Here is a 23,781-nt window from a genome sequence, read left to right on the forward strand (position 1 = left end):
ATAAATAGAGTTAGGTCGCAATCTATTTTGTTTGTATCGCTCGTCAAGAAGAGAACTGAAAATGAAACGCAAACATGTCCTGATCCTATTCGGCCTCGTAGTCGCAGCAGGCGCTGGTGCCTTTGTAGTGATGTCGCAAACATCTGCGCAGACGGCGGTAGTTGCAGATCCAAGAACCGCGTCACCACTGGTACGTGCCGCGCAGGCAACGAAAACGCATGCGTTAGAGCGTTCATTTACTGGAACAGTCGCTTCAAGGGTGCAAAGCAACCTCGGCTTTCGAGTTCCAGGCAAGATAGTCGAGCGCATGGTTGATGTTGGCCAGCGGGTGAATATTGGACAGCCGTTGATGAGGGTCGACGAAGCTGACCTGCAACTAGCGCTCACAGCCAGACGAAATGCGGTCACCGCAGCACGTGCTGTCCTGATCCAGGCACAGGCTGATGAAAAACGCTATGCGGCGCTGGTGAAAAATGGCCTTGCCGCTACGCCCCAGAGATACGAGCAGGCAAAGGCGGCTCTGGATACGGCAACGGCGCAGCTCGCCGCCGCGCAAGCGGAGGCGGAGGTTGCTGAAAACGCAACACGCTACACCACTCTTCTGGCTGACTCGGACGGAACGGTCGTTGAAACTCTTGGCGATCCAGGACAGGTGGTGGCGGCGGGCCAGACGGTGGTGCGATTAGCAAAGGCAGGTCCCCGTGAAGCGGTGGTTTGGTTGCCTGAGACACTACGCCCCGAGGTTGGGTCTGAAGCCCAGGCCAGTGTCTATGGCAGCAACGGGCTCAGTGGAAACGCGCGACTGAGACAGATCTCCGATGCCGCAGACCCGCAAACCAGAACCTACGAGGCCCGCTATGTCCTCGATGGTGATGCCGCCTCGGCCCCTCTTGGTTCGACCGTCACAATCAGAATTCAAGACGTCGACCGGCAGTCGGAAGTCTCTGTCCCGGTCGGTGCTATTCTTGATGACGGCAGCCGCACAGGCTTGTGGGTGATCGACGGTACTTCATCGTCGGTGAAATTCGCGCCGATTACCGTAAAGAGAATTGGCGAAGAGAACGCCTTTGTCACTGGCATCGAAGTTGGCCAGCACGTCGTTGCACTGGGCGCTCACCTTCTTGAGAATGGCGCGATCGTCAGGGTCGCCGCACAGCAGGAAGGGGCCGAGTAATGAGCTTCAACCTTTCCGCCATCGCCGTTCGCGAACGCGCTGTCACTCTTTTCTTCATCGTGCTGCTGGCTGCTGCGGGCGTCTACGCCTTTATAAAGCTGGGACGCGCCGAGGATCCCTCCTTCACCATAAAGACTCTGACGGTTACATCGGTCTGGCCGGGTGCAACCGCCCGCGAGATGCAGGATCTCGTGGCCGAACCTCTCGAAAAGCGCATCCAGGAACTGACATGGTACGACCGCGTCGAAACGACAACTCGACCTGGTTATGCATTTCTTACAGTCACGCTGAAAGACAATACGCCCGCGTCTGCCGTTGGAGAGGAGTTCTATCAGGCACGTAAGAAGCTTGGCGATGAAGCCCGAAACCTGCCTCCGGGCGTGATGGGCCCGTTTGTCAATGATGAATATTCCGACGTTACCTTCGGTCTCTACGCCCTGAAAGCAAAGGGCATGCCGATGCGAGACCTGGTGCGGCAGGCGGAGGTCATCCGTCAGGATCTGCTTCACGTCCCCGGTATCAAGAAAATCAACATCGTCGGTGAACGCCCCGAGCAGATCTTCCTCGAGTTCTCCTTCGCGAAGCTCGCTACGCTCGGCATCTCCGCTCTGGATATTGCCACAGCTTTGCAGAGACAAAACACCGTCACGCCTGCAGGGTCGATCGACACGAAAGGGCCGCAAGTCTTCATAAGGTTCGACGGTGCTTATAACAGTGAGCAGGCAATAGCCGACACGCCGATTGCGGTCGGTGGAAGGACACTCAAGCTGTCCGATCTGGCGGAGGTGGGGCGCGGCTATCAAGATCCAGCGACCTATATCATTCGCCATGAGGGCGAGCCGACGATCATGCTGGGTGCTGTGATGCAGGCGGGATGGAACGGGCTCGATCTCGGCAAGGCGCTTGAAGCACGATCGGCGGCGATCGCGCAGACGCTGCCGCTGGGTATGACGCTCACCAAAGTCAGCGATCAGGCGGTCAATATTGATGAGGCCGTTGGCGAGTTCATGCTCAAGTTCGCAATGGCACTTGGCGTGGTCCTGTTCGTAAGCCTGGTCGCATTGGGCTGGCGTGTCGGGATCGTCGTCGCGCTGGCCGTGCCGCTCACTCTTGCCGTCGTTTTTCTCATCATGTTGGAAACCGGGCGGTTTTTCGACCGCATAACACTCGGAGCACTGATCCTGGCGCTCGGACTTCTGGTTGACGATGCCATCATCGCCATCGAAGTCATGGTCGTGAAAATGGAAGAAGGCATGGACCGCATCAAGGCCGCCGCCTATGCTTGGAGCCATACCGCAGCCCCTATGCTATCTGGTACACTCGTCACGATCATCGGATTGATGCCCGTTGGTTTCGCGAAATCGGCGGCTGGCGAATACGCCGGAAACATCTTCTGGGTCGTGGGTTTTGCCCTCATTGTTTCATGGCTGGTCGCCGTGACCTTCACACCTTACCTCGGCGTCAAGATGCTGCCGGACATCAGGCCTGTCGAGGGCGGCCATGAGGCCATCTATAATACACCGAACTACCGACGCCTGCGATCAACAATCGCGTTCGCGGTTCGCCACAAGTTCATGACCTGCGCAATCGTTGGCATCACAATGGCTGTCTCTGTTGTCGGAATGGGTGGCGTAAAGCAGCAATTCTTCCCGACATCGGATCGGCCGGAGGTGCTTGTCGAGGTGCGCATGCCGGAGGGAACGAGCATCGAAGCGACGACATCTGCGGTCAAGAAGGTCGAGGACTGGCTGCAAACGCAGCCCGAGACCAATATCGTTACCAGCTATGTGGGTCAGGGTGCTCCAAGGTTCTTCTTCGCCATGTCACCGGAATTGCCGGATCCCGCTTTCGCCAAGGTCGTCGTACTCACACCAGATGCTCATGCACGAGAAGATTTGAAGCACCGTCTTCGTGCCGCCATATCGGAAGGTCTGGTTCCCGAGGCGTCGGTGCGCGTGACCCAGCTTGTGTTCGGTCCTTACACACCGTTCCCGGTCGAGTTCCGCATTATGGGACCTGATCAGGATGAGCTTTACAAGATCTCCGAACAGGCTTTAGCCATCATGAAAACCGTTCCCGATGTCCGTCAGGCAAACAGGGATTGGGGCAACCGAACCCCTGTCCTGCGGTTCGTGTCCGATCAGGAGCGGCTCAATCTGATAGGCCTGTCGCCTTCGGAGGCAGCACAGCAGATGCAGTTGCTGCTGAGCGGCATCCCGGTGACACAGGTGCGCGATAACATTCGCAACGTACCAGTCGTGGCGCGCAGCGCAGGTGAAAATCGCCTCGACCCATCACGCCTGGCGGACTTCTCACTGATGAGCAGGGACGGCCGTCAGGTTCCGCTGGATCAACTCGGGCACTCCGAGATCCGGTTCGAGGAACCGATACTGAAGCGTCGCGACCGGACACCGGTCATCACGATCAGGTCCGATATCAGCGAGGCGACCCAGCCTCCGGAAGTGTCTCAACAGGTGATGAAGGCCCTACAGCCGCTGATCGCTTCGCTTCCTGTCGGATACCGGATCGAGATGGGCGGCAACATCGAAGAGTCGCTCAAGGCCAACACGGCGCTGGTTCAAGTCTTCCCGCTTATGATCGCGGCCACATTGATTGTCATCATCTTGCAGGTTCGAAGCTTGTCAACGATGACGATGGTGGTGTTGACGGCACCTCTCGGTCTCGCCGGAGTGGTCCCAACCTTGCTTCTGTTCAATCAGCCGTTCGGCTTCAACGCGATTCTCGGACTGATTGGACTGGCGGGTATCCTCATGCGCAACACGTTGATCCTGACGGAGCAGATCAAGGAAAACCAGGCGGCGGGGCTCGATGACTATCACGCCGTTATCGAAGCAACAGTGCAGCGAACACGACCTGTGATCCTGACGGCGCTTGCGGCGATCCTGGCATTCATTCCTTTGACCCATTCGGTGTTCTGGGGATCTATGGCTTATACGCTGATCGGTGGAACGGCGGCGGGGACAGCGATGATCCTGCTTTTCCTGCCAGCGCTCTACGCCGTTTGGTTCCGCATTAAGCCCCCGAAAGCTGAAGCTTTTCTGCAGACTGATATTCAGCGGGAGCCGGGCCATGGGCATGCTATGGCGGCGGAGTAGGCTAACCGATCCAGCGAAAATAACCCGCCATTTAACGGATGCTGCCAGAAGTTGGCAGCATCCAGAAGCGGCCATCGCTCGGTCGATGGTCAGAGGCTCGTGGTGTGGCAACCATAAAACCGGGAAACAACGCCGTTCTGCAACTACGTCTTGTTAGTTTAAGGTCGGCATGACGATCTTGATAGGGCGCGATCCAATGGGTGCACCCGTTCTTTGGTCTATGGTCACTGGATCGATTTCCTCGCCCGTTTCTTCATCGTAGAACCTCGTATACGCGCCCCCGCCACGATGTTTTCCGCCCCATGCTCCAAGAGCGAAGAGGACTGGCAAAAAGTCGCGGCCCGACGCCGTGAGCTGATATTCGTCTCTTGGCGGGCGTTCGGAGTATCGTCGCTTCTCAAGAATTCCTTCTTCGGCCAGAGCGGTAAGCCTTGTCGTCAGCATCGTTGGCGCGATGCCCAGATTTTTGCGGAATTCCTCAAAGCGTGTCGATCCTGCATGGGCATCGCGGAGGATCAACATACTCCACGCGTCGCCGACCAGGGCGAGGCTTCGAGCGATAAGGCAGGGTTGGTCTGCAAGATTTTTCACGTCAGTCTCATTTTAATAGTGACATAATATCAAATTAATAGTATCCCATCGGTCATCGACATTCCAGCGCAAATTTCAAGGAATTTAGAAGCAACCTATTTCCATTCAATCAGGACCCGATCATGAAATACTACCTCTGCAAATACATACCCCCGCGCGCCGATTTCCTGGCCACAATGAGTGCGGACGAGAAGAACTGGATGGGACAACACGGCGCATATCTCGACAAGCTCTTAGGCGACGGAAAGATCGTGGCCCATGGACCTGTCATGGATCCTGCGGGCGGCTACGGTGTTTCGCTCTATCAGATCGCCGATGACGAAGAGATCGACACGCTGACATCCAAAGACCCGATCGTGCAGAACGGTGTCGGCCACTACGAGCACCATCCAATGCTCCACCTAAAGTCCCGCGGCTAATGCTGTAAATCTCGCCACTTCATCTTGCATCTATCAACAACTGGCAGTCCAGGGACCGCCTGAAGGAACCCTCATGACCATCGCACTCATCACTGGCACTTCCAGCGGCATCGGCACGGTCTACGCACGTCGCCTTGCTGCTCGTGGCCACGATCTCATTCTGGTTGCCCGCGCCACCGATCGACTGGAGGCGCTCGGTACTGAGCTTCAGCAGGAACATGGTGTCGCTGTCGAAACCATTACGGCGGACCTGACGGACGAAAACCAACTCGATAATGTCATGACGCGCCTCAGGGCTGCTCCGCATATCGACATCCTCGTCAACAATGCCGGGGCAGGGATGCTCGGAGGCTTCACGTCAGCCGATCCCGCCGCGATGGACAAGCTGCTGCGGCTGAATGTTCTGGCTCCGACCTTGCTCACATCCGCCGCTATCGCAGGAATGGTGGAGCGTGGCAGTGGATCGATCGTAAACATTGCGTCGGTACTGGCACTTCTACCGGAGCACTCCCATGGAATCTACGCGGCGACGAAGTCCTATGTGCTGACGATGTCACAGAGCCTTGCCGCCGAAGTCTCTTCCAAGGGTATATATGTGCAGGCTGTTCTGCCAGCCGCAACGCGCACGGAGATATTCGAACGGGCCGGAGGCGACATCAGCCGCGTTCCAAACGTCATGGAAGTTGAAGACCTCGTCGATGCCGCGCTGATCGGTTTCGACCGCAAGGAACTCGTAACGATCCCGCCTGTGCCGGATGTCGCAGCATGGGAAGCATTCGAGCAGGCACGAGGTGTTCTGGCCGCAGGCTTCAGCAATTCCGAACCAGCCACTCGATACCGAAAATAAAGTATTATCCGCGTCTGGTCCGTCCAGCGGCACTCACCCACTCAACTGCCTCGTCAGCAAATGGAAGTTATCGAAATGGATACAAATAATCGCAGCGTAGCAGTCGTATCAGGGGCGGCATCAGGCATCGGCCTTGCTACTGCCAAAGCCCTTCTGTTGGCAGGGTATCGGGTCTTTGGCACCAGCCGGAAAGCAAGGGCGGGGTCATCAGCAGGCATCACCATGCTCGAATGTGACGTGACCGACAGCGCGTCGGTTGCCAGCATGGTCGCGGAAGTCGTCAATCAGGCGGGTCGCATCGACGTGTTTGTGAACAACGCCGGTGGTGCTTTGATCGGCGGAGCCGAGGAGTCGTCGGTCGAGCAGGCGCAGGCGCTTTTCGACCTCAACGTTTTTGGTATCATCCGGGTCACCAACGAGGTGCTGCCCATCATGCGCCAGCAGCGCAGCGGGCGCATCATTAATATCAGCTCGGTTGTTGGCTTTATCCCAAGTCCGTTCAGCGCGCTTTACGCAGCCACCAAACACGCCGTCGAAGGCTATTCGGAATCTCTCGACCATGAAGTCAGATCACTTGGTATCCGGGTGCTTCTCGTGGAGCCTGCGTTCACAAACACAGCCCTGGACCATAACGCGACACGGCCCGACCGCATGACAAGTGTTTACGATCAGGGGCGCAAAACGATTGAAGCCTTATGGAACAGCGCCATCAAGGCAGGCGATGCGCCGGAGCTTGTTGCAGAAGCGGTTGTGAAAGCGGCGACAGCCAAGTCGCCGAAGCTGCGGTACCCCGCCACGAAAGCCGCTCGCCAACTGCATTTCCTGCGCCGTTTCGTGCCAGCAAGTGCGTTTGACAAAAGTCTGCGCAAGCAGATGAAACTACCTGCCTGACAGCGTTGTTTTGAGAAGCGTCTCCCAAAAAAAGGACGCTTTCTTTACGCAGGCAACGATCACAGGTACCGCTTCAACCTGGCAATGACGCTCGCCTCATGGGCGCAAATGGTAGTTACGGAGGACAGTATCATGGTCGTTAATCTGAGAGAGGCAACGTGGCTGAACGAGCCGGCGGTGTGGGAGGCCACAGAAACCGCCCTCACCTTGACGACGGATGTGAACACCGATTTCTGGCGTAAAACCCATTATGGGTTTACGCGCGATAGCGGTCATTTCCTCGGGTCCTCCGTTGACGACGGATTCACAGCCTGTGTCCGCATACAGGGGGAATTCCGGTCTCTCTATGATCAGGCAGGCCTCATGGTTCGCATTGATGAGAACCGATGGGTGAAGACCGGAGTGGAGTTCACAGACGGGGAGCGCTTACTCAGCACCGTTGTCACCGACGGAAAATCTGACTGGTCGGTGTCCCAGCCTTTCAAGGAACTCGGGGATTTCTATATTCGGGTTACCCTGAAACAAGGTGCAATGCGCATTCAGGCGTCGTCAGACGGCAGGATTTGGCCACTGCTGCGACTGGCACCGTTTCCGGAGGCACCTCGTTATCTCGTCGGGCCGACAGCGTGCACTCCGGAGCGAGGCGGACTGGATGTTCGTTTTTCGGAGTTCACAATAGGTGCAGCGATAACCACCGATCTTCATGACCTTACAGCGTAACGGTGCCACTCAGCGATTCACATGATAGATCCGAAACCGATCTTGAACGCGTGAAAAATGTGTGCTGCGTGGCATCTCAGAAGATCGAGCAAATGTTAACGGCGAAAATGCGAAGTCGGTTGGGTTTGCATGCGTCACTCAGTCCGTAGCCCCGAGCGTTACGGTGACAGGTCCTGGGCGGTCGAAGACCGAGACATCTCCCGTCACCTGCCCGAGGATAATAATGCCCGGAGAGGGAACACGTCCACTGCGATAATAGATCACGAAATGATCGGCACTCCACAGGCCAAGCGTGCCGACCGAGAAGTCTCGCTGTCGTGTTAGCTCAGGCAGGGCAGAGGGCAGGTTTCCCGTCTTTTCTTGGCGAAGATGGTCGGACATCTCGATTGTTAATGGCAGCATCCGCGCCAGCGATCTGGCGGCTTCGTTGTCGGCGAGGGTAGCGGTGACTTCTCCCCACGCTGAGGAAATCCGAATGCTTTCTTGAGCCATGACAGGTCCCGTCAATCCCAGTACGACGACAGCAGAGGCCAATATTGTCTTGGGCACGTGATCGTCTCCGTTTCGTTTTGCATCGAATGCGCGGAGTGGTCACCCACCCCGCCGTCGATAGTTTGGTTCTACTCCGTGGCACCCATGCCGTAGTCCTTGTCAGATACCTTCTCCATCCAGGTGACAGCGCTTCCGTCAAGCGCTTCGGCAACCGCGAAATGGCTCATCGGCTCACTAGGTGAGGCCCCATGCCAATGCCGGATCAGCGGTGGTATCCAGACAACGTCTCCTGGGCCGACTTGCTGAATTGGCTCACCTTCCTTCTGCACCCAGCCGCGCCCGCTCACGATGAACAGGGTTTGCCCGAGAGGATGTGTATGCCATGCCGTACGCGCACCAGCCGAGAAGGACACCGTGGCCCCGCCGATTCGCGCAGGGGCGTCGGCTTGATAACGGCCCGAGATGTGGACGTTGCCCGTGAAATACTCAGCAGGAGCTGGCGCGGCACCGGCGCCTGCGGGAGTGATCGTGATGTTTGCCTGTGGAGCGCTCACTTGAATTCCTTTCCTGTTTTCAAAAACCTGTTTGAGGACAGGTACCGCGGACATGGCTCTGGGCCAGCCAGAGTAGAATGCAACATGTGTGAGTACTTCGGAAGCTTCCGGCGGCGTCAAGCCGTTATCCATCGCGCGGTTGGCATGGAACGGCAATTGCTCCGGCTGGCCAACAGCGACCAGGGCGGTCATCGTCACGAGGCTCCGGTCTCGCGCTGAAAGATCTGGTCGCTGCCACAAGTCTCCGAACAGCACACGGTTGGTAAGGTCTGCTAGTGACATCGCTGTCGGGGCAACTGCGGCATCGACCGTCGCCTTTCGAGCGGCTTCGGCTGCGACTTCTAATTCGATGCGTGTCGCTTTGCTGTTGTCCAAAGGTGCGATCTGGCGCTCATCGAAGACCTTCTTCGTTTCTGTGACGGCAGACATTGCATTCGGCCACCCTGAGTAAAATGCGAGATGCGTGATGAGTTCACCGATCTCGCCTGGCTTCACGTCGTTATCTAAAGCACGGCTCACATGAGCAGCGATCTGCTCGGTTTTACCGGTAGACACAATCGCCGAAAGGGTAACCAGGCTGCGGTCGCGAGGCGCAAGTTCGGTTCGCTCCCAAACCTCACCGAACAGTACGTCATCCGTGAAATGGCCAAGCCCCGGTGCGACCGTGTAGACGGCTGTAGGAGCAACCCTTCTTCGCTCTTCCTGGGCTTCCACTCCTGTTGCGGCGAGAGCCGAGATGGCAATGCTTGCGGCAATGTTTTTCATCTGGGTATCCTTCAATTACTGTCATGAACTTCGGGGCCGTCGTGACTGCGGCCCTTAGGACGGTTTGCGGCTCAAGGTTTAAAGTTCCTGAGCTGTGGGACGAAAAAGGATCTCATTGATCGCAACATCCTCGGGCTCGTTGATCGCGAAGGCGACCATCCGGGCGAAGGTTTCGGCTGGCACGCCGACTTGGCCAACATAGTCCTGGTTCGCTTTCTGCACATCTTTCTCAGTGATATGTTCGAGGAGTTCCGTTTTGACAGCGCCCGGAGATATGATCGTGGTGCGGATGTTGTACGGAGCCATTTCCTGCCTTAGTCCCTCGGACACCGCCCGCACGGCGAACTTGGTCGCTGAATACACAGCCGAGCCGCCGAAAAGCTTGTGGCCTGCAACGGAGGACACGTTTATGATGTGGCCGGATTTCTGGGCTGTCATGTGCGGTAGTGCTGCGGCAATGCCGTAGAGAACACCTTTGAGATTGACGTCGATCATCTGGTCCCACTCATCAACCCTCAACCTCTCCAGCGGAGAGAGTGGCATGATGCCCGCATTATTGATGAGCACGTCGATCCGTCCGTAGATTTCCACGCCAGTGTCCACCAGCGTCCGCAGGTCATCTTGCCTCGTCACATCGGTCGTGACAGAAGTCGCCTTGCCACCAGCATCGATGATTTCGGCGGCAAGTGTATCGATGCGGTCGGCACGACGCGCACCGAGGACAACATTTGCGCCCTTGGCGGCAAGGAGACGGGCGGCTGCCGCTCCCATCCCGCTTGATGCTCCGGTGATGACTATGGTTTTGGCGGCGATGTTGTCAGTCATTCCAGGTCTCCTTTCGAGAGGCAGATACGGGGCAGTGGCAGCGGCGAACCCCGCTACAAATAGCCACTTCCTGCGATGGATTTGCCTACGCCAGATGCTGATCGAAAAAGCCTTTCAGCTTGTCGAACGGGATGAGGTCGACACGGTCATATAGATCGACGTGGCCGGCTCCCTTGACCCAGACCAGTTCCTTTGGCTCGGACGCCCGGTTGTAAGCATCCTTGCTGAATTCCTTCGAATGGGCTTGGTCTCCGGAAATGAACAGCATCGGGCGCGAGATCGTCTCGATGTCGTTGAACGGATAGAAATTCATGAATTTGACGCTGCTGCTCAGGGTCGGCTTGGTCGTCGTCTCCCTTGCCACGCCTTCAGGCGTGAATTCACCGCGAGGCGTCCGGTAAAAGTCATAGAACTCACGCTGGATTGGATCCGTATCAGCCGTCAGTTCCAGTGTGGTGCCACCGATGTACTGGATATTGGAGCCATCTGCCTCGGCCCAGCGCTGTTCTGCGGCAGTAGCGATGAACTGCTTACGCTGCTCGACTGTTTGCGATTTGTTCAATGCATCTCGAAAAGCAGCGCCCATATCGTACATGCTGACGGTCGCGACCGCCTTGATGCGAGGATCGATCTTGGCCGCACTGATAACGAAGCTTCCACTGCCGCAGACACCGATGGCGCCGATATTGGTGCGATCAACGAAGGCATGCGAGCCAAGGAAATCGACGCCGGCGCTGAAGGCTTCGGCATAGGCTTCCGGAGAAACCAGATTGCGCGATTGTCCTTCGCTTTCGCCCCAGAAAGGCAGATCGATGGACATCGCGACAAACCCCTGTTCGGCCATCTTGGTGGCGTAAAGATTCGCGCTCTGTTCCTTGACCGCACCCATTGGGTGGCCCACAATGATCGCCGGGTTCTTCGACGCCTGGTCGAGGTTCTTGGGTAGGAAAAGATTGCCGGCGACATTTGTCTGATACTGGGTTTTGAATGTGACCTTCTGCAGGGTCACCTTATCACTGGTGTAGAAATTGGAGGCGCCGTTGGACATGTCTTGAGCCTTTGCAATTGTTGCGTCGAAAATGGACATCGCCCCGAGGGCAGCGACGCCAGCGCTTGTCATCTTGAGTAGGCTGCGGCGGTCGATGGCGGTTTTCTGCGTTCTCGTGTCGTCTTGATCTTGATTGATCATTTGCTTGTGTCCTTGAATGGTGATGAGCTGGATTTCACTTGGGTGCATTGCTTGGAATGACCGCCGTGACGGTTTAGGGGCGTGTCGAGAAACGCGATGCGGCGATGGAGAGCAGGAACGAACCAACAAGCAGCCCTGCTGCGAAGAGGAAAGCGGTCGACCAGCCGTAGCCATCAAACAGCACGCCGCCGATCGAAGCGCCCAGCGTGATGGCAAGCTGGATGGTTGCGACTTGCAGCCCGCCGCCTGCCTCCGCATCGTCAGGCATGGTGCGGCTGAGCCAGGTGCCCCAGCCCACGGGAGCGGCCGTGCTGAACAGGCCCCAGCCGATGAGAAGAATGGCCGTCAGGACGGGAGACGATCCGAACGTGATCAGTCCCACGGCAAAGATCGCCATGATGAGAGGGATCGTGCCCAGAATGAGGAAGAGGTGTTTGTGCAGCAGTTGGCTGACGATCGTGGTTCCGGCGACGCCTGCCGCACCCATCAAAAGAAGCAGGAGCGAGAGCGTCGATATCGAGACCGCGGTGACGGTTTCGAGAAATGGGCGCAGATATGTAAACAGGGCGAATTGACCCATGAACAGCAGCATGATCGCGACCATGCCAATGGCAACCTGAGGCCGGGCGAGCAGTCTGAAGACATTCGACGAACCCTCGTGGCGGCGGGGTGGAAGCGACGGCAGGCTGATCCACTGCCAAACCAGGGCGACCAGCGCCAGAGGGACGACGGCAAAGAATGCGCCGCGCCAGCCTATATAGCTCCCGAGTAGGCTTCCAAGGGGTGCGGAGACGGTGGCTGCAATGGCGTTGCCTGCGTTCAGCATGGCAAGGCCCTTGGGAACGGACTCGTCCGGTACCAGCCGCATGACGATCGAGGTCGACATAGACCAGAAGCCGCCAATGGCGACACCGAGCATGGCGCGCCCGGCCATCAGTACGATATAGTTTGGCGCAAATGTCACGATCGTTCCCGAAAGCACCAGCATCAGCGAGAACGTGGCAAGAACCAGACGCCTGTCCAACCGCCGCACTAGGCCTGCGACGAAAATGCTGGTCAGGACAGCAAAGACGCCGGAGATCGAGATGGCCTGGCCGGCACGACCTTCCGTCACACCCAGTTCGGTTGCAATCGGTGAAAGGAGGCTTACCGGCATGAATTCGGAAGCAATCAAGACGGCCACGCACAAGGCCATTGAGAAGACAGCGCCCCAGGCAGCCTTATGCCCGTGCTTGGTCTGCGCCGCCGGAATCCCAGTGTCTTGGTCACCGTCGTTGAATTCGGATGATATGAAAGCTTGATGTGTCATGGCGGCAATATATGCCGCGCCCAGTTCGAAGATTAGTCATTGCAATTCGCTTGGACTTATCGATCTATGACATCAATAAATGATGGCGGAGGCGACCATGAAACGGGAAGATCTTAATGACATGCTGTGGTTTCTGGCAGTCGCAGAGGAGCGAAGCTTTACCAAAGCGGCGGCGAAACTTGGCACCTCGCAATCCACCATCAGCCACACAATCAAAAAACTTGAAGCTCGGATGGGGCTTCGCCTTCTGACGCGGACAACGCGCAATGTAGCTCCAACGGAAGCCGGTGAGAGATTGATTAGATCACTGGCACCGCGAATCCAGGAAATCGAAACCGAGATCGACGCGCTCATGGAAATCAGGGACAAACCATCCGGTTCGGTCAGAATAACACTCTCCGATCACGCGCTTGAAAGCGTCGTTTGGCCTAAACTGCGATCCATGCTGCACGAATTTCCCGATATCAAGGTTGAGCTGAACAGTGATAATGGGTTTCGGAATATCGTTGAAGAGAAGTTCGATGCAGGCGTCCGCTTGGGTGAAAGCCTGGACAAGGACATGATCGCTGTTCGCATCGGCCCAGACTGGCGGTTGGTCGCAGTCGCGTCTCCCCGGTATCTGGAGATCCGGACAACGCCCTCGACGCCGCAAGAACTGGTGGGTCACGATTGCATCAATCACCGGCAATCGCGAGCGGGTGGGCTTTATGCATGGGAGTTCGAAAAGGACGGCAGAGAAGTCCGGGTTCGTGTGGAGGGGCAACTGACGTTCAACTCGTCATACGCGATGATTGATGCAGCAGTTGCCGGATATGGCATTGCCTATGTGCCGGAAAGTCTCGTTGAAAAAGAGCGGGCATCGGGGCAATTGATACAGATCCTCGATGACTGGTGTCCCATGTTTACGGGCTACTATCTGTTTTATCCAAGCAGACGGCAAAACTCGCCCGCTTTCAAGGTCGTCGTCGATGCATTGAAGGCTTGACGTTTCCACTTGCACTGGACACCCCGTAAGACAACGCGCCGTGCAGGCTACCCCAAAACGCCATCGGAGAATGTGAAGACTTCGACCGGTGAAAGCAGGTTGCGGATCGGATGGACCCCAAGGCTCGTCAGGGCGAGATCATGACCTGCCTGACGCGCTGTTGTTTCACAAACCAGGCAGTCAGTTTTTGTCTGTTTGCTCAACTCCTGGAGCCTCTGCGCCAGATTGACCGCGTCGCCGTACACCGTGTAGGTTTGGCGATCGTCAGCACCCAGTGTTCCGGCTGCAACAAGTCCGGTGGCAACTCCAATCCTCACACCGATAGAAATCCCATCGAACTGCCGATTCTGCGTTGCCTTCAAAATGTCCCCAGATGCGGCGAGTGCGCGCTTGGCATGGTCTGAAACGGGAAGTGGTGCATTGAACGATATCAGCACCGCATCACCGATATAATTCACCACGACTCCACCATTTTGGTCGGCGATATCAGTGACAGCACTGAAGAAAGCGTTCAGAAAACGGACGAGCCTCAAAGGCGGCAAACCCTCGGAAAGGCTGGTAAAACCCTTAATGTCGACGAAGAGAAGCGTTGCCAGCCTGGTCTGGTGAGCCAGATGTCCTTCATCGAGGAGCTCGCGAAGGACTGGGGCCGGAACATACCGGCCAAAGATTTTTTGAACGCGCCGCTCACTCGCTCTGGCCTCGGCGTGATCGCTCACAACCCGTCGTGCTCTGTGAACCGCCAGCGCCGCAATGGCGGTGACCAGAAGGATGATCAGCATTTCCTGAACCCGTGATGCCAGACCAAGAAAATCTGGGTTGAGCACGGTCTTGAGATAAACATCCCGCGTTGGGGAAATGGGAAGGTTGGCATAGGTGATAACCTGCGCCATGCCGGACATGATCCACCATGTTGCAAAGAGAAGTCCGCCTGCTGCCCAGGTTCCTGTCCACAGAACAAGCGGGGGTGAAAGCGTAAGAACGGCGGCGGCAACAACGAGATAGTAGTGCTGCACCGAGCTTGTCAGGAAGACGAGGTTCTGGGGTATATCGCCGCCGCTGCTCAAGGGTACGAATGCGAGCAAGACGGTCACAGATGATGCATCGAAGGCGAAGAGCGCAAATCTGGCAGGCTTCTCGTAGCGCGTGCGGATCGCCGCAAGCGACGTCAGGCCTGCGAGGGCAATGAACGTTGTTATGCCGAAAATTCCCAGATTGATGGGGTAATAGTAACTGAGCAAGAAGCTGATCGCGAGCGCCATAACGGCCACGGTGCGGCCTAACACGGCGAACCTGAAGCCTGCACGCTCGGCCTTTCGCAGCGCATTAGCGGTCGTTTCGGCAAAGTCGAGTGCGGGGCGTTTTTCAACCATCTTATTCCAATCGTCCAGTCCTGTCGCAAACCAAGGCGGCGAACAAGCTGGGATAGGACAGGATCGGTTTTCAAGCTTGTCGAACCGTAGTCCACCATACGTCAATCGATCATTCGGGATTAGCCGGAGAATGCCGCATGGACTTATGGATTTCCAACATCAATGGAGTGCTCTTCGAGTCGAGGTATTTATGTCGAGACACGATAAGTACAAGCGACTGAACGCCCCTAATCATTTTCGAATGCACCGTTACTTTGCAGTGTGGCGTGGTTCATCCGCGCTCGACAAAACCGAAAACGAAGCGGAGCCGGATATGCAAAGCCCCATTCAACTTGAGATATCGCGTCGAAACCTGCTCATATCCTCAGCCGCAACAGTTGCAGTGACCGGTGTGGCCGGGGACGCGATTGCACAGTCGCCACCTGAGGAAGGAAAACTGACATCTAAGGTTTCCCTGACCGTCAATGGTGAGAGCATGACACTCGACGTTGACAACCGCACGACTTTGCTCGATGCGCTGCGCGAGCACCTTCATCTTACGGGAACCAAGAAAGGATGCGACCACGGGCAATGCGGTGCCTGTACCGTGATGGTAGACGGCCGCCGCATTAACGCCTGCCTCACGCTGACGGTGATGCACGAAGGTGACAACGTGGTCACGATCGAGGGACTTGGAACGCCGGGCGAGCTGCATCCCATGCAGGCAGCCTTCGTCAAGCACGACGGTTTCCAGTGCGGGTACTGTACCCCCGGCCAAATCTGTTCCTCCATAGCATTGCTGGAGGAGTTCAAGGCCAACCTTCCAAGCCACGTCACGATCGATCTGACCGCACAGGCGAGCATCACGCCTGAAGAAATTCGCGAGCGCATGAGTGGTAACATCTGTCGGTGCGGCGCCTATTCCAACATCGTTGAGGCCATTGCCGAAGCTGCGGGGATAAAAGCATGAAAGCCTTTACATACGAGCGCGCCAAATCCATCGACACCGCCGTCAAGGCCGCGGTCTCAAATCCAGACTCCAAGTTCATCGCAGGTGGTACGAACTTGCTCGATCTGATGAAGCTTGAGATCGAGGCGCCAACGCATCTAATCGACGTCAACGGTCTCGGCCTCGACAAGATCGAAGCCACGACTGAAGGCGGCCTGCGCATCGGTGCGCTGGTACGCAACACCGAGCTTGCTGCGCACGAAACGGTCCGTCGAGATTACGGAGTTCTGTCACGGGCTCTTCTGGCCGGGGCATCAGGACAACTACGCAACAAGGCAACCACTGCCGGCAATCTGCTACAACGCACCCGCTGTCCATATTTTTACGATACCAACCAGCCATGCAACAAGCGCCAGCCGGGCAGCGGTTGTTCAGCCATGGGCGGTTTTAGTCGCCTCCATGCCATCGTTGGCACCAGCGACACCTGCATTGCGACCCATCCAAGCGACATGGCAATCGCCATGCGTGTTCTCGACGCGGTCGTGGAAACCGTCAAGCCGGATGGCAGTCAAAATGTCATACCCATCGCTGAACTCCACCGACTACCGGACGAAACGCCGCATATAGAAACCAGTCTCGAATGGGGCGAATTCATCACCGCCGTCATCCTTCCCAAGCCGCTTGGTGGACAACATATCTACCGGAAGGTCCGCGACCGAGCATCATACGCTTTTGCCATCATTTCGATTGGCGCCGTTATCCAGCCAGACGGTAACGGGCGTGTTGCGGTTGGGGGCGTTGCCCACAAGCCATGGCGCATCGAAGAAGCAGATGCTCAGTTGCCAAAGGGGGCTGCGCCAACATCGGCTGTGCTTTTTGCGGATGCAAAACCAACCGAACATAATCGGTTCAAGATCAAATTGGTCGAACGCGCTCTGAGTGCCGTCATTGCCCAAACAAGGAGCTGAACATGCAGTTCGATAAACCAGCAGGCACAAACCCGATTGATAGATTGAAGATTGTGGGCCAGCCAATTCTTCGTATTGACGGGCAACTCAAATCGACCGGTCAAGCCATCTACGCATATGAATGGCACGATCCAAACACTCGATACGCATACGGCTATCCTGTCGGTTCAGCGATAGCCAAGGGTTCGATCAAATCCATAGATACGAGCATGGCCCAAAAGGCGCCGGGTGTCATCGCAGTGGTGACTGCCCTTGATGTCGGTGAGCGGACTAAGGGTAAGTTCAACACGGTGAGGCTCTTTGGCGGTCGTCAGATTCAGCATTATCATCAGGCGATCGCGGTCGTCGTAGCCGAGACGTTTGAGCAGGCGCGCGCGGCGGCGGCTCTCGTTAAGGTCGATTACAGCGAGGAGCAGGGGAGCTTCGAGCTAGGCAAGGCCATGGATGCAGCGACGAAACCCGAAACAGGTGATCCCGATTCCAGTGCCGGCGACTTCGACGCTGCTTTCAAGGCGGCCGCTGTGACCTGCGAAGAGACCTACACCACGCCTGATCAGTCCCACGCCATGATGGAGCCGCATGCATCCATCGCTGCGTGGGATGGCGAAGATCTGTCACTTTGGACATCGAGCCAGATGATCGACTGGTGGCGCTCCGACCTTGCGACGACGCTCGATATCGACAAAGAGAGGATCCACCTGATGTCGCCATTCATTGGTGGAGGTTTTGGCGGCAAGCTGTTCCTGCGCGCAGATGCGGTACTCGCAGCCTTTGGTGCAAAGGCTGCCAGACGGCCGGTCAAGGTTGCATTGCCGCGCCCGTTCGTCATCAACAACACGACCCATCGTCCGGCTACTATTCAGCGCGTCCGCATTGGTGCACAGAGCGATGGACGAATAACAGCCATCGGGCATGAGAGCTGGTCTGGTGATCAGGCTGGCGGGCAGCTAGAGGCGGCCGTGCTTCAGACACGGCTGCTTTATGCCGGCGAAAATCGCATGACCGCGATGCGGTTGGCAACGCTTGATCTGCCAGAGGGCAATGCCATGCGAGCGCCAGGTGAAGCGCCGGGTCTTATGGCTCTTGAGGTTGCGATGGATGAGCTGGCGGAAAAGCTCGGCATCGATCCGATCGAGTTCAGGATCATCAACGACACGCAGGTCGATCCGGAAAATCCCGAGCGGCCCTTTTCCCATCGCGATCTTGTCGGCTGTCTCAAGCTTGGTGCCGAGCGGTTCGGCTGGGATAGACGGCGAGCATCTGGATCAAGGCGTGAAGGCAATTGGCTGATTGGTATGGGTGTTGCCGCTGCCTTTCGCAACAATATGGTACTGCCATCCGGTGCAAGAGTCCGCCTCGACAATGAGGGCATTGTGACGGTTGAGACCGACATGACAGACATTGGAACCGGCAGTTACACCATCATTGCGCAGACTGCAGCCGAGATGATGGGCGTCACCATCGACAAAGTGGGTGTGCAACTGGGCGACTCCCGCTTTCCCGTGTCGGCTGGTTCTGGTGGGCAGTTTGGTGCCAACTCTTCGACGTCTGGTGTCTACGCCGCATGCGCGAAGCTGCGCGACGCCATCGTTCAGAAGCTCGGCTTGAACGCTGAAGACTTGGTCTTCGAAAATGGTCAGATTCGGTCAGGGAGCCGGTCGGTGTCGCTTGCCGAGGCTGCTGGCCCCGAGGGCCTTGTGGCAGAGGATACGATGCAGTGGGGCAACCTTACCGAGACGCATCAGCAATCGACATTTGGCGCGCATTTCGTAGAAGTCGGCGTGGATGTCGCTACTGGCGAGACCAGGATCCGCCGTATGCTGGCGGTCTGTGCTGCCGGACGAATCCTCAATCCGGTCACTGCCCGCAGCCAAGTCATCGGTGCGATGACCATGGGCGTGGGCGGAGCGCTGTCGGAGGAGCTTGCAGTTGATACGCGCCGCGGCTTCTTCGTCAACCATGACCTTGCCGGTTACGAAGTCGCTGTTCACGCCGATGTACCTCACCAGGAGGTGATCTTTATGGACGAGACCGATCCGATGTCCTCGCCGATGAAGGCGAAGGGTATCGGCGAACTCGGCCTGTGTGGCGTCTCGGCGGCGATTGCAAACGCCATCTATAATGCAAGCGGCGTCAGGGTTCGCCATTATCCGATCACGCTCGACAAGCTGCTCGATGGCCTTCCGGATGTCGCGTAACGCATCTTACGGCAGGTCTCGAGGGCCTGCCGTCTTCCCTGAAGGGGATTTTTTCGTGGTCGATGTTTTCAAGAAATCGCTACCAACCCCCATGAGGGCGATGTTGAGTGACGATCCTCGCGACATTCTTCGGTTCGCCGTTAATGCTTACCGAGAAGGACGAGTTGCGCTTGCCATACTCGTTGACATTCGAGGGGGAGCAGCTCGCGCGCTTGGATCGCAAGTGGTGGTAGCCGCAGATGGTCGTTTCTCCGGTTATGTGTCAGGCGGGTGTGTTGAAGCGGCAGTTGCCGCCGAAGCCCTTTTAGCCATGGAGACGCGATCTGACCGCATGGTGTCCTTCGGCGACGGTTCCCCATTCCTCGATATCGTGCTGCCGTGCGGTGGTGGCATCACGGTCGCCATTCATGTGCTGCGATCGGTCGATATTATCGAGTATGTGCTTCAAAGCCTGGCGCAGCGCAAATCTGCGGGATTGAAATACGAGCCCGAACGACAGGCGCTGACATCCATTGAGCCGCCTGAACGTGCAGGAGTGAAAGACGGGAATGTCTATCTTGTCTATCGGCCAGTCACTCGCGTCATTGCTTCTGGGCAAAAGAGCGAAACGCAAAGCGTACAAAAAATCGCAGTCGCTTCAGGCTATGAGGTGCTTCTATGTGAGCAAAATGAGCGCACGGCTGAGTTGGGTCAACACATAGATGCTTACACTGCATTTATACTCCTTCATCACGACCTTGATCAAGAAACGAAAGTTCTTGATATCGCCTTGAGATCTTCCGCTTTTTACATCGGCGCTTTGGGCAGCTTTAATACACACCGCCGGCGCATCGAACGACTTTCCGAGTTCGGCTACACTGCTTGTGAGATTGACCGCATCAATGCGCCGATTGGAATTTTCGGGCCAGCCCGAGATTCAGCGACACTCGGACTTTCTGTGCTAGCTGACGTCGCGAAGAAGCGTTCACAGAGATATCCATGAGATTTTCGGAATGTAGTCAATCGCGCCTGATGTAAGGTCTTCCAAATGGCGATGAACTCGTGGTCAAGTAGATCTCTGGTGGTCTTGCGTTTCATTGACTGGTTAACAGTGCGCCTTCTTTTGATATCCTTGCAAAGCAGAGACCCTCCTGAAAACCGCGTGAGGTCGCCTCCTGACAAAGTTCGAGATAGTTCGAGCGGATTGAAAAGAAATGGGAAGCGGGGAACCCTTGTTTTCGAAGATAGGTGTGGCCGGGGCAATCGGCCTCCAGTGTCAGGCGATGGCGAATCCCGAACATCTCAAGAAGACGATAGGCCCAGCCATTTTCGAGATCCATTTCCAGCTCTGCGATATCGGCCGGACGGCCATAGCGTCGTGCGACCATCGAGACGTCGTCCAGATGCTCGAGCATCTTGTCACGTTCGTGTTCGCAAAGCTTTTGGAGCTGCGCCTTTGACATGGGGTCCTTCTGTTTCAACTTAAGTTCGGCCATCAGCACGTTGAGCTTGCGACCAATGACTTGAGCTTTCTTATGATCAGAACAGTGAAGGCTTAATGAAAGTCGGCTGCCTGGCGGGCATTGCCGAAACGCGTTTGGAACACGCGCACGCCAATAAAAGATATTGCCGCGGCGGATGAGATTCTCGACGTCGTGGCGGACCGCCATGAAGTTCTACCCTTGCCTGCCACTTCAAATGCCGGCGCGCATATTGCGCGTGGGCATCACCTGTGGGCTACAGTTCTGGGCATCAGGTCGCCAATGATGCCAAAACGATATCCGACACGACTGGAAAATCAAGGGATTAAGGGTATTTGGGGAGAATTGGCTGGGGAACCTGGATTCGAACCAAGATTAACGGAGTCAGAGTCCGTCGTTCTACCGTTGAACTATTCCCCAACGCTGTCGAAGTGGTCTGAACCGCTTCGCTGAGGCGTCATATAAATGATTTGTCTCGCTATGCAAGACGAAAAATGCGTTGTGATTGACAATATTGAAATCGGGTGGGATTTCTTTGCGCACCACCACACGAGATGTGGTGATGCACAAAGGTTTTAATCAATGAACGGCTGAGGCCTAACTTTTTACGCGCTCTACGATTTCTCTCAGTTCAGCACGTTCAGCATCGTTGAGTGCTTCTACGCCTGGAATGCGTACCGGGCCGACATCGGTGCCAAGCATTTTGATGGCTTCCTTGACGACGGTGACGTTTGCGCCATTGAAATATTTCGTCCGCATGGCTTCAAAACCGGCAATCCCGTCTATCAGGTTGCGAGCCGCTTCGTAGTTGCCAGCTTCCAGTGCCTGGTAAATGGCGTGCGAGCGCTCTGGAAAAACATTGACGAGACCGGAGGTAAATCCGCGCGCACCCATGGCAAAAAACGCTGGTGCCCAGCCCTCGGCAAGGCCGCAGACCCAAATTGTTGGCGTGTCTTTCGTGGCTCGAATAACTTCTGCCAGTAACATCAGGTTGCTGGACGCGAATTTGATCCCTGCAATATTCTGATGCAATGCCAGTTGCTGGAAGTCGCTGACGGAAAAGCTGTCGCTACGCACATAGGCTATGACGGGAACGGTTGCGGCGTCCGCGAGATTCAAAAAGTATTTTGCCTGATAGCTTGGCCCAGCAAAGGGGGGTCCATCGGGTGATGTCCCATGATAGCGTCTGCGCCTTCGGCCACGGCATCTCTGGCCAAAGCCTTTGCTTCTGTCAACGAACGACCAACGGCTGCGCTGACCAGAGACTTTCCAGCCGCAGCCTTGACCGCCGTGCGGTGTACGAGGCGAACCTCTTCCAAAGTCAGAGTGAAGAATTCTCCCGTGTTGCCAGCCGCCATCAGATTATGGACGCCTGCCTCGGCGAGACCCTTGATAAGGGTCGAAAGCTTTGAGGCATCGACAGCACCATCAGACGTGTAGGGCGTGACCGGCACTCCCGATATCCCCGTCAGCGCGCTGCGAACCTTTTCCATTGATGAATCCATCGTATTTCCTCCCGTTTATTGAAGACCGTACTCAAATAGATATTTCCTGAACCTATCACATGGTCGCGCATGGCTCTCTCTGCCTCGTCGCTTTTGCCAGCGATGATTGCTGCGGCGATGTCTATATGTTCCGCCAGCGCTTTTTGCTCGCTCCGAGGGGTCCAGATGAATGACCCGGCGAATGCTGGCGTCGTAGAACCGCTGCCTCTCAATCATCCGGGCCAGATACCGCAATCGGACGCTGCATGGATTTGATCGTGAAACATCTCATTGAGTGTAACCAGGTCATCGGCCGCGGCATTGGAGCTGGCAATTCGCGTCTGATTGACGGTTTTCTCCAAGTCCTCGACCGCATCGGTCGTTAGCCGTTTCCCCGCTAAACGTGCGATCATGGATTCAAGTGCTGCGCGGGCTAATATTGTCTCCTCAGCCCAATTTGCGTTAAAACGAATAATAACGCGACGCCGGGATAGAGTTTCAACCAGTCCCTCTGCTTCAAGCTGAAGAAGCGCTTCCTTGATAGGGGCCGTGCTGACACCAAGTTGCTCTGCCAGTTGCCGTTCGTTCACACGTTCATCAGCTGCAAAACGACCTGACAAGATGGCCGTTCGCAGTGCTCGATGGACGTGGTCTCTCAGCGTCGCCAAAAGCTGCGGATCAAGCCGTTCGATACGATCGTCCGACACCGACAACGGGACTTGCGTTGATAACATGAATATACCCCAAACATTGAAATCTGCTATATCAGATTTCAATGCACGACTGACCTGTCACGATGTCAGATCAACAGATGAGGCGGCTTTGGGGTAGTCGACCTGCTCTCTTAGGCAATCAACTCCTATCTTGTGAAACCGTGGACGATTGGTACGTTCCGGGACGGTAGGGGAGGGCACTCCATCTTGGCAACCTCACGAGGTGTACAACCCTTTCCAGAGTTTTGCGCCGCGACCGGGCCTGTCAGATGGTTAGGACTCGTACAGATTGGTCTCTTTAGATTGGGAATGAAGGTACCAAGGCTAGATTTTTGAGAGAGCCACGGGTTTCCGCATTGCATCAGATGGCCCGTTTGGAAATTTGGGAACCAACAGACTGCAATCCTGTGTGTTTTTGGTGTGCCTTGTTTGTTCGTCCACGCTTCTTATGGCTCGTCAAAACCACTTTCAGTCCAAGAAGCCAAAATATCCCAACCAAATCAGCCACTTGCCATTTTTCTGATTTTTCTTCTTTTGGTGCTGTTGACTATGTCTGAGGTGTTCCTCTATAAGTCCGCTCACTGACGAGGGCGGCGGCGCTGCTAGCGACGATGTCCTTCGTTCTGGAGAAAACTGGAAGACTTGGCGAGTTTGTTGGGTCTTTGGAAGCTGAACTTTCGGGTTTTGGTTTGATGGTTTTGACACTAATGTGTGTCTGTTTTTTGACAATTGAATATGGAAGAAAGAGAAACGTGGGCGGCGAGGCTTGCGGGATGTTGA

The 23,781-nt window shown here is 56.2% G+C and carries 20 protein-coding genes, 1 tRNA gene and 2 pseudogenes; 11 read left to right on the forward strand and 12 right to left on the reverse strand.

The window, feature by feature from the left end; all coding sequences use genetic code 11:
- Nucleotides 1-61: 61 nt before the first annotated feature.
- Complete coding sequence (locus DSM25558_RS25110; RefSeq protein ID WP_077107365.1) at nucleotides 62-1,174, forward strand: efflux RND transporter periplasmic adaptor subunit; 1,113 nt, start codon at nucleotides 62-64, stop codon at nucleotides 1,172-1,174.
- On the forward strand, nucleotides 1,174-4,290 hold the full coding sequence (locus DSM25558_RS25115; protein ID WP_077107366.1) for an efflux RND transporter permease subunit: 3,117 nt from the start codon (nucleotides 1,174-1,176) through the stop codon (nucleotides 4,288-4,290). The genes DSM25558_RS25110 and DSM25558_RS25115 overlap by 1 nt, the downstream gene beginning before the upstream one ends.
- A 153-nt stretch (nucleotides 4,291-4,443) precedes the next feature.
- On the opposite strand, the gene DSM25558_RS25120 is transcribed toward DSM25558_RS25115, so the two are convergent.
- Nucleotides 4,444-4,881, reverse strand: coding sequence for a winged helix-turn-helix transcriptional regulator (locus DSM25558_RS25120; RefSeq protein ID WP_077107367.1), 438 nt, complete (start codon nucleotides 4,879-4,881; stop codon nucleotides 4,444-4,446).
- A 122-nt stretch (nucleotides 4,882-5,003) separates the two neighbouring features.
- On the opposite strand from DSM25558_RS25120, the gene DSM25558_RS25125 reads away from it, so the two are divergent.
- The 4 genes from DSM25558_RS25125 to DSM25558_RS25140 all read left to right on the forward strand — a co-directional run bounded on the left by DSM25558_RS25125 (nucleotide 5,004) and on the right by DSM25558_RS25140 (nucleotide 7,758).
- Nucleotides 5,004-5,300: a YciI family protein gene (locus tag DSM25558_RS25125; protein WP_077107368.1), complete on the forward strand. Its 297-nt coding sequence runs from the start codon at nucleotides 5,004-5,006 to the stop codon at nucleotides 5,298-5,300.
- A gap of 73 nt (nucleotides 5,301-5,373) precedes the next feature.
- Nucleotides 5,374-6,147: an SDR family NAD(P)-dependent oxidoreductase gene (locus tag DSM25558_RS25130; RefSeq protein WP_077107369.1), complete on the forward strand. Its 774-nt coding sequence runs from the start codon at nucleotides 5,374-5,376 to the stop codon at nucleotides 6,145-6,147.
- Between the two features lie 75 nt (nucleotides 6,148-6,222).
- Nucleotides 6,223-7,038, forward strand: a complete 816-nt coding sequence (locus tag DSM25558_RS25135) for an oxidoreductase (protein ID WP_077107370.1) — start codon at nucleotides 6,223-6,225, stop codon at nucleotides 7,036-7,038.
- A gap of 132 nt (nucleotides 7,039-7,170) precedes the next feature.
- Complete coding sequence (locus DSM25558_RS25140) at nucleotides 7,171-7,758, forward strand: DUF1349 domain-containing protein (RefSeq protein ID WP_077107377.1); 588 nt, start codon at nucleotides 7,171-7,173, stop codon at nucleotides 7,756-7,758.
- Nucleotides 7,759-7,896: 138 nt separating this feature from the next.
- Here DSM25558_RS25140 and DSM25558_RS25145 read toward each other — a convergent pair whose 3' ends face one another.
- The 5 genes from DSM25558_RS25145 to DSM25558_RS25165 form a co-directional block, all read right to left on the reverse strand.
- Nucleotides 7,897-8,307: a cyclophilin-like fold protein gene (locus tag DSM25558_RS25145; protein ID WP_077107371.1), complete on the reverse strand. Its 411-nt coding sequence runs from the start codon at nucleotides 8,305-8,307 to the stop codon at nucleotides 7,897-7,899.
- A 71-nt stretch (nucleotides 8,308-8,378) separates the two neighbouring features.
- Nucleotides 8,379-9,569 carry a (R)-mandelonitrile lyase gene (locus DSM25558_RS25150; RefSeq protein WP_077107372.1) on the reverse strand — a complete coding sequence of 397 codons (1,191 nt, stop codon included), beginning with the start codon at nucleotides 9,567-9,569 and terminating at the stop codon, nucleotides 8,379-8,381.
- Nucleotides 9,570-9,647: 78 nt separating this feature from the next.
- Nucleotides 9,648-10,394: an SDR family oxidoreductase gene (locus DSM25558_RS25155; RefSeq protein ID WP_077107373.1), complete on the reverse strand. Its 747-nt coding sequence runs from the start codon at nucleotides 10,392-10,394 to the stop codon at nucleotides 9,648-9,650.
- Nucleotides 10,395-10,479: 85 nt separating this feature from the next.
- Entirely contained in the window at nucleotides 10,480-11,583 is a 1,104-nt protein-coding gene (locus DSM25558_RS25160) for an alpha/beta hydrolase (protein WP_077107378.1), read from the reverse strand.
- A gap of 73 nt (nucleotides 11,584-11,656) precedes the next feature.
- A complete protein-coding gene (locus DSM25558_RS25165; protein ID WP_103586474.1) occupies nucleotides 11,657-12,778 on the reverse strand; it encodes an MFS transporter in 1,122 nt (373 codons plus the stop codon).
- A gap of 211 nt (nucleotides 12,779-12,989) precedes the next feature.
- Between DSM25558_RS25165 and DSM25558_RS25170 the strand changes: the two genes are divergently transcribed.
- Complete coding sequence (locus tag DSM25558_RS25170) at nucleotides 12,990-13,877, forward strand: LysR family transcriptional regulator (protein WP_077107380.1); 888 nt, start codon at nucleotides 12,990-12,992, stop codon at nucleotides 13,875-13,877.
- Between the two features lie 47 nt (nucleotides 13,878-13,924).
- Here DSM25558_RS25170 and DSM25558_RS25175 read toward each other — a convergent pair whose 3' ends face one another.
- A complete protein-coding gene (locus tag DSM25558_RS25175) occupies nucleotides 13,925-15,250 on the reverse strand; it encodes an adenylate/guanylate cyclase domain-containing protein (protein WP_077107374.1) in 1,326 nt (441 codons plus the stop codon).
- A gap of 313 nt (nucleotides 15,251-15,563) precedes the next feature.
- Between DSM25558_RS25175 and paoA the strand changes: the two genes are divergently transcribed.
- From paoA to DSM25558_RS25195, 4 genes are all read left to right on the forward strand, one after another.
- Nucleotides 15,564-16,199 carry an aldehyde dehydrogenase iron-sulfur subunit PaoA gene (gene paoA, locus DSM25558_RS25180; RefSeq protein ID WP_077107381.1) on the forward strand — a complete coding sequence of 212 codons (636 nt, stop codon included), beginning with the start codon at nucleotides 15,564-15,566 and terminating at the stop codon, nucleotides 16,197-16,199.
- Complete coding sequence (locus DSM25558_RS25185; protein ID WP_077107375.1) at nucleotides 16,196-17,146, forward strand: FAD binding domain-containing protein; 951 nt, start codon at nucleotides 16,196-16,198, stop codon at nucleotides 17,144-17,146. The genes paoA and DSM25558_RS25185 overlap by 4 nt, the downstream gene beginning before the upstream one ends.
- A gap of 2 nt (nucleotides 17,147-17,148) precedes the next feature.
- Nucleotides 17,149-19,344: an aldehyde oxidoreductase molybdenum-binding subunit PaoC gene (gene paoC / locus DSM25558_RS25190; RefSeq protein WP_077107376.1), complete on the forward strand. Its 2,196-nt coding sequence runs from the start codon at nucleotides 17,149-17,151 to the stop codon at nucleotides 19,342-19,344.
- Between the two features lie 91 nt (nucleotides 19,345-19,435).
- Entirely contained in the window at nucleotides 19,436-20,326 is an 891-nt protein-coding gene (locus tag DSM25558_RS25195) for an XdhC family protein (protein ID WP_077107382.1), read from the forward strand.
- 91 nt (nucleotides 20,327-20,417) lie between these two features.
- Here DSM25558_RS25195 and DSM25558_RS25200 read toward each other — a convergent pair whose 3' ends face one another.
- From DSM25558_RS25200 to DSM25558_RS29135, 5 genes and pseudogenes are all read right to left on the reverse strand, one after another.
- A complete protein-coding gene (locus tag DSM25558_RS25200) occupies nucleotides 20,418-20,993 on the reverse strand; it encodes a DUF6538 domain-containing protein (RefSeq protein WP_244554308.1) in 576 nt (191 codons plus the stop codon).
- A gap of 157 nt (nucleotides 20,994-21,150) precedes the next feature.
- Nucleotides 21,151-21,224: transfer RNA gene (locus DSM25558_RS25205), tRNA-Gln, on the reverse strand.
- Between the two features lie 177 nt (nucleotides 21,225-21,401).
- Nucleotides 21,402-22,297 (reverse strand): annotated as a pseudogene (locus DSM25558_RS25210) (dihydrodipicolinate synthase family protein).
- A pseudogene (locus DSM25558_RS25215) lies at nucleotides 22,273-23,022 on the reverse strand (GntR family transcriptional regulator). The pseudogenes DSM25558_RS25210 and DSM25558_RS25215 overlap by 25 nt, the downstream one beginning before the upstream one ends.
- A 447-nt stretch (nucleotides 23,023-23,469) precedes the next feature.
- Nucleotides 23,470-23,781: hypothetical protein (locus DSM25558_RS29135; protein ID WP_210189142.1), on the reverse strand; the 312-nt coding region annotated here is incomplete at its 5' end.

Source organism: Agrobacterium sp. DSM 25558 (assembly GCF_900100825.1).
Taxonomy (GTDB): Bacteria; Pseudomonadota; Alphaproteobacteria; order Rhizobiales; family Rhizobiaceae; genus Agrobacterium.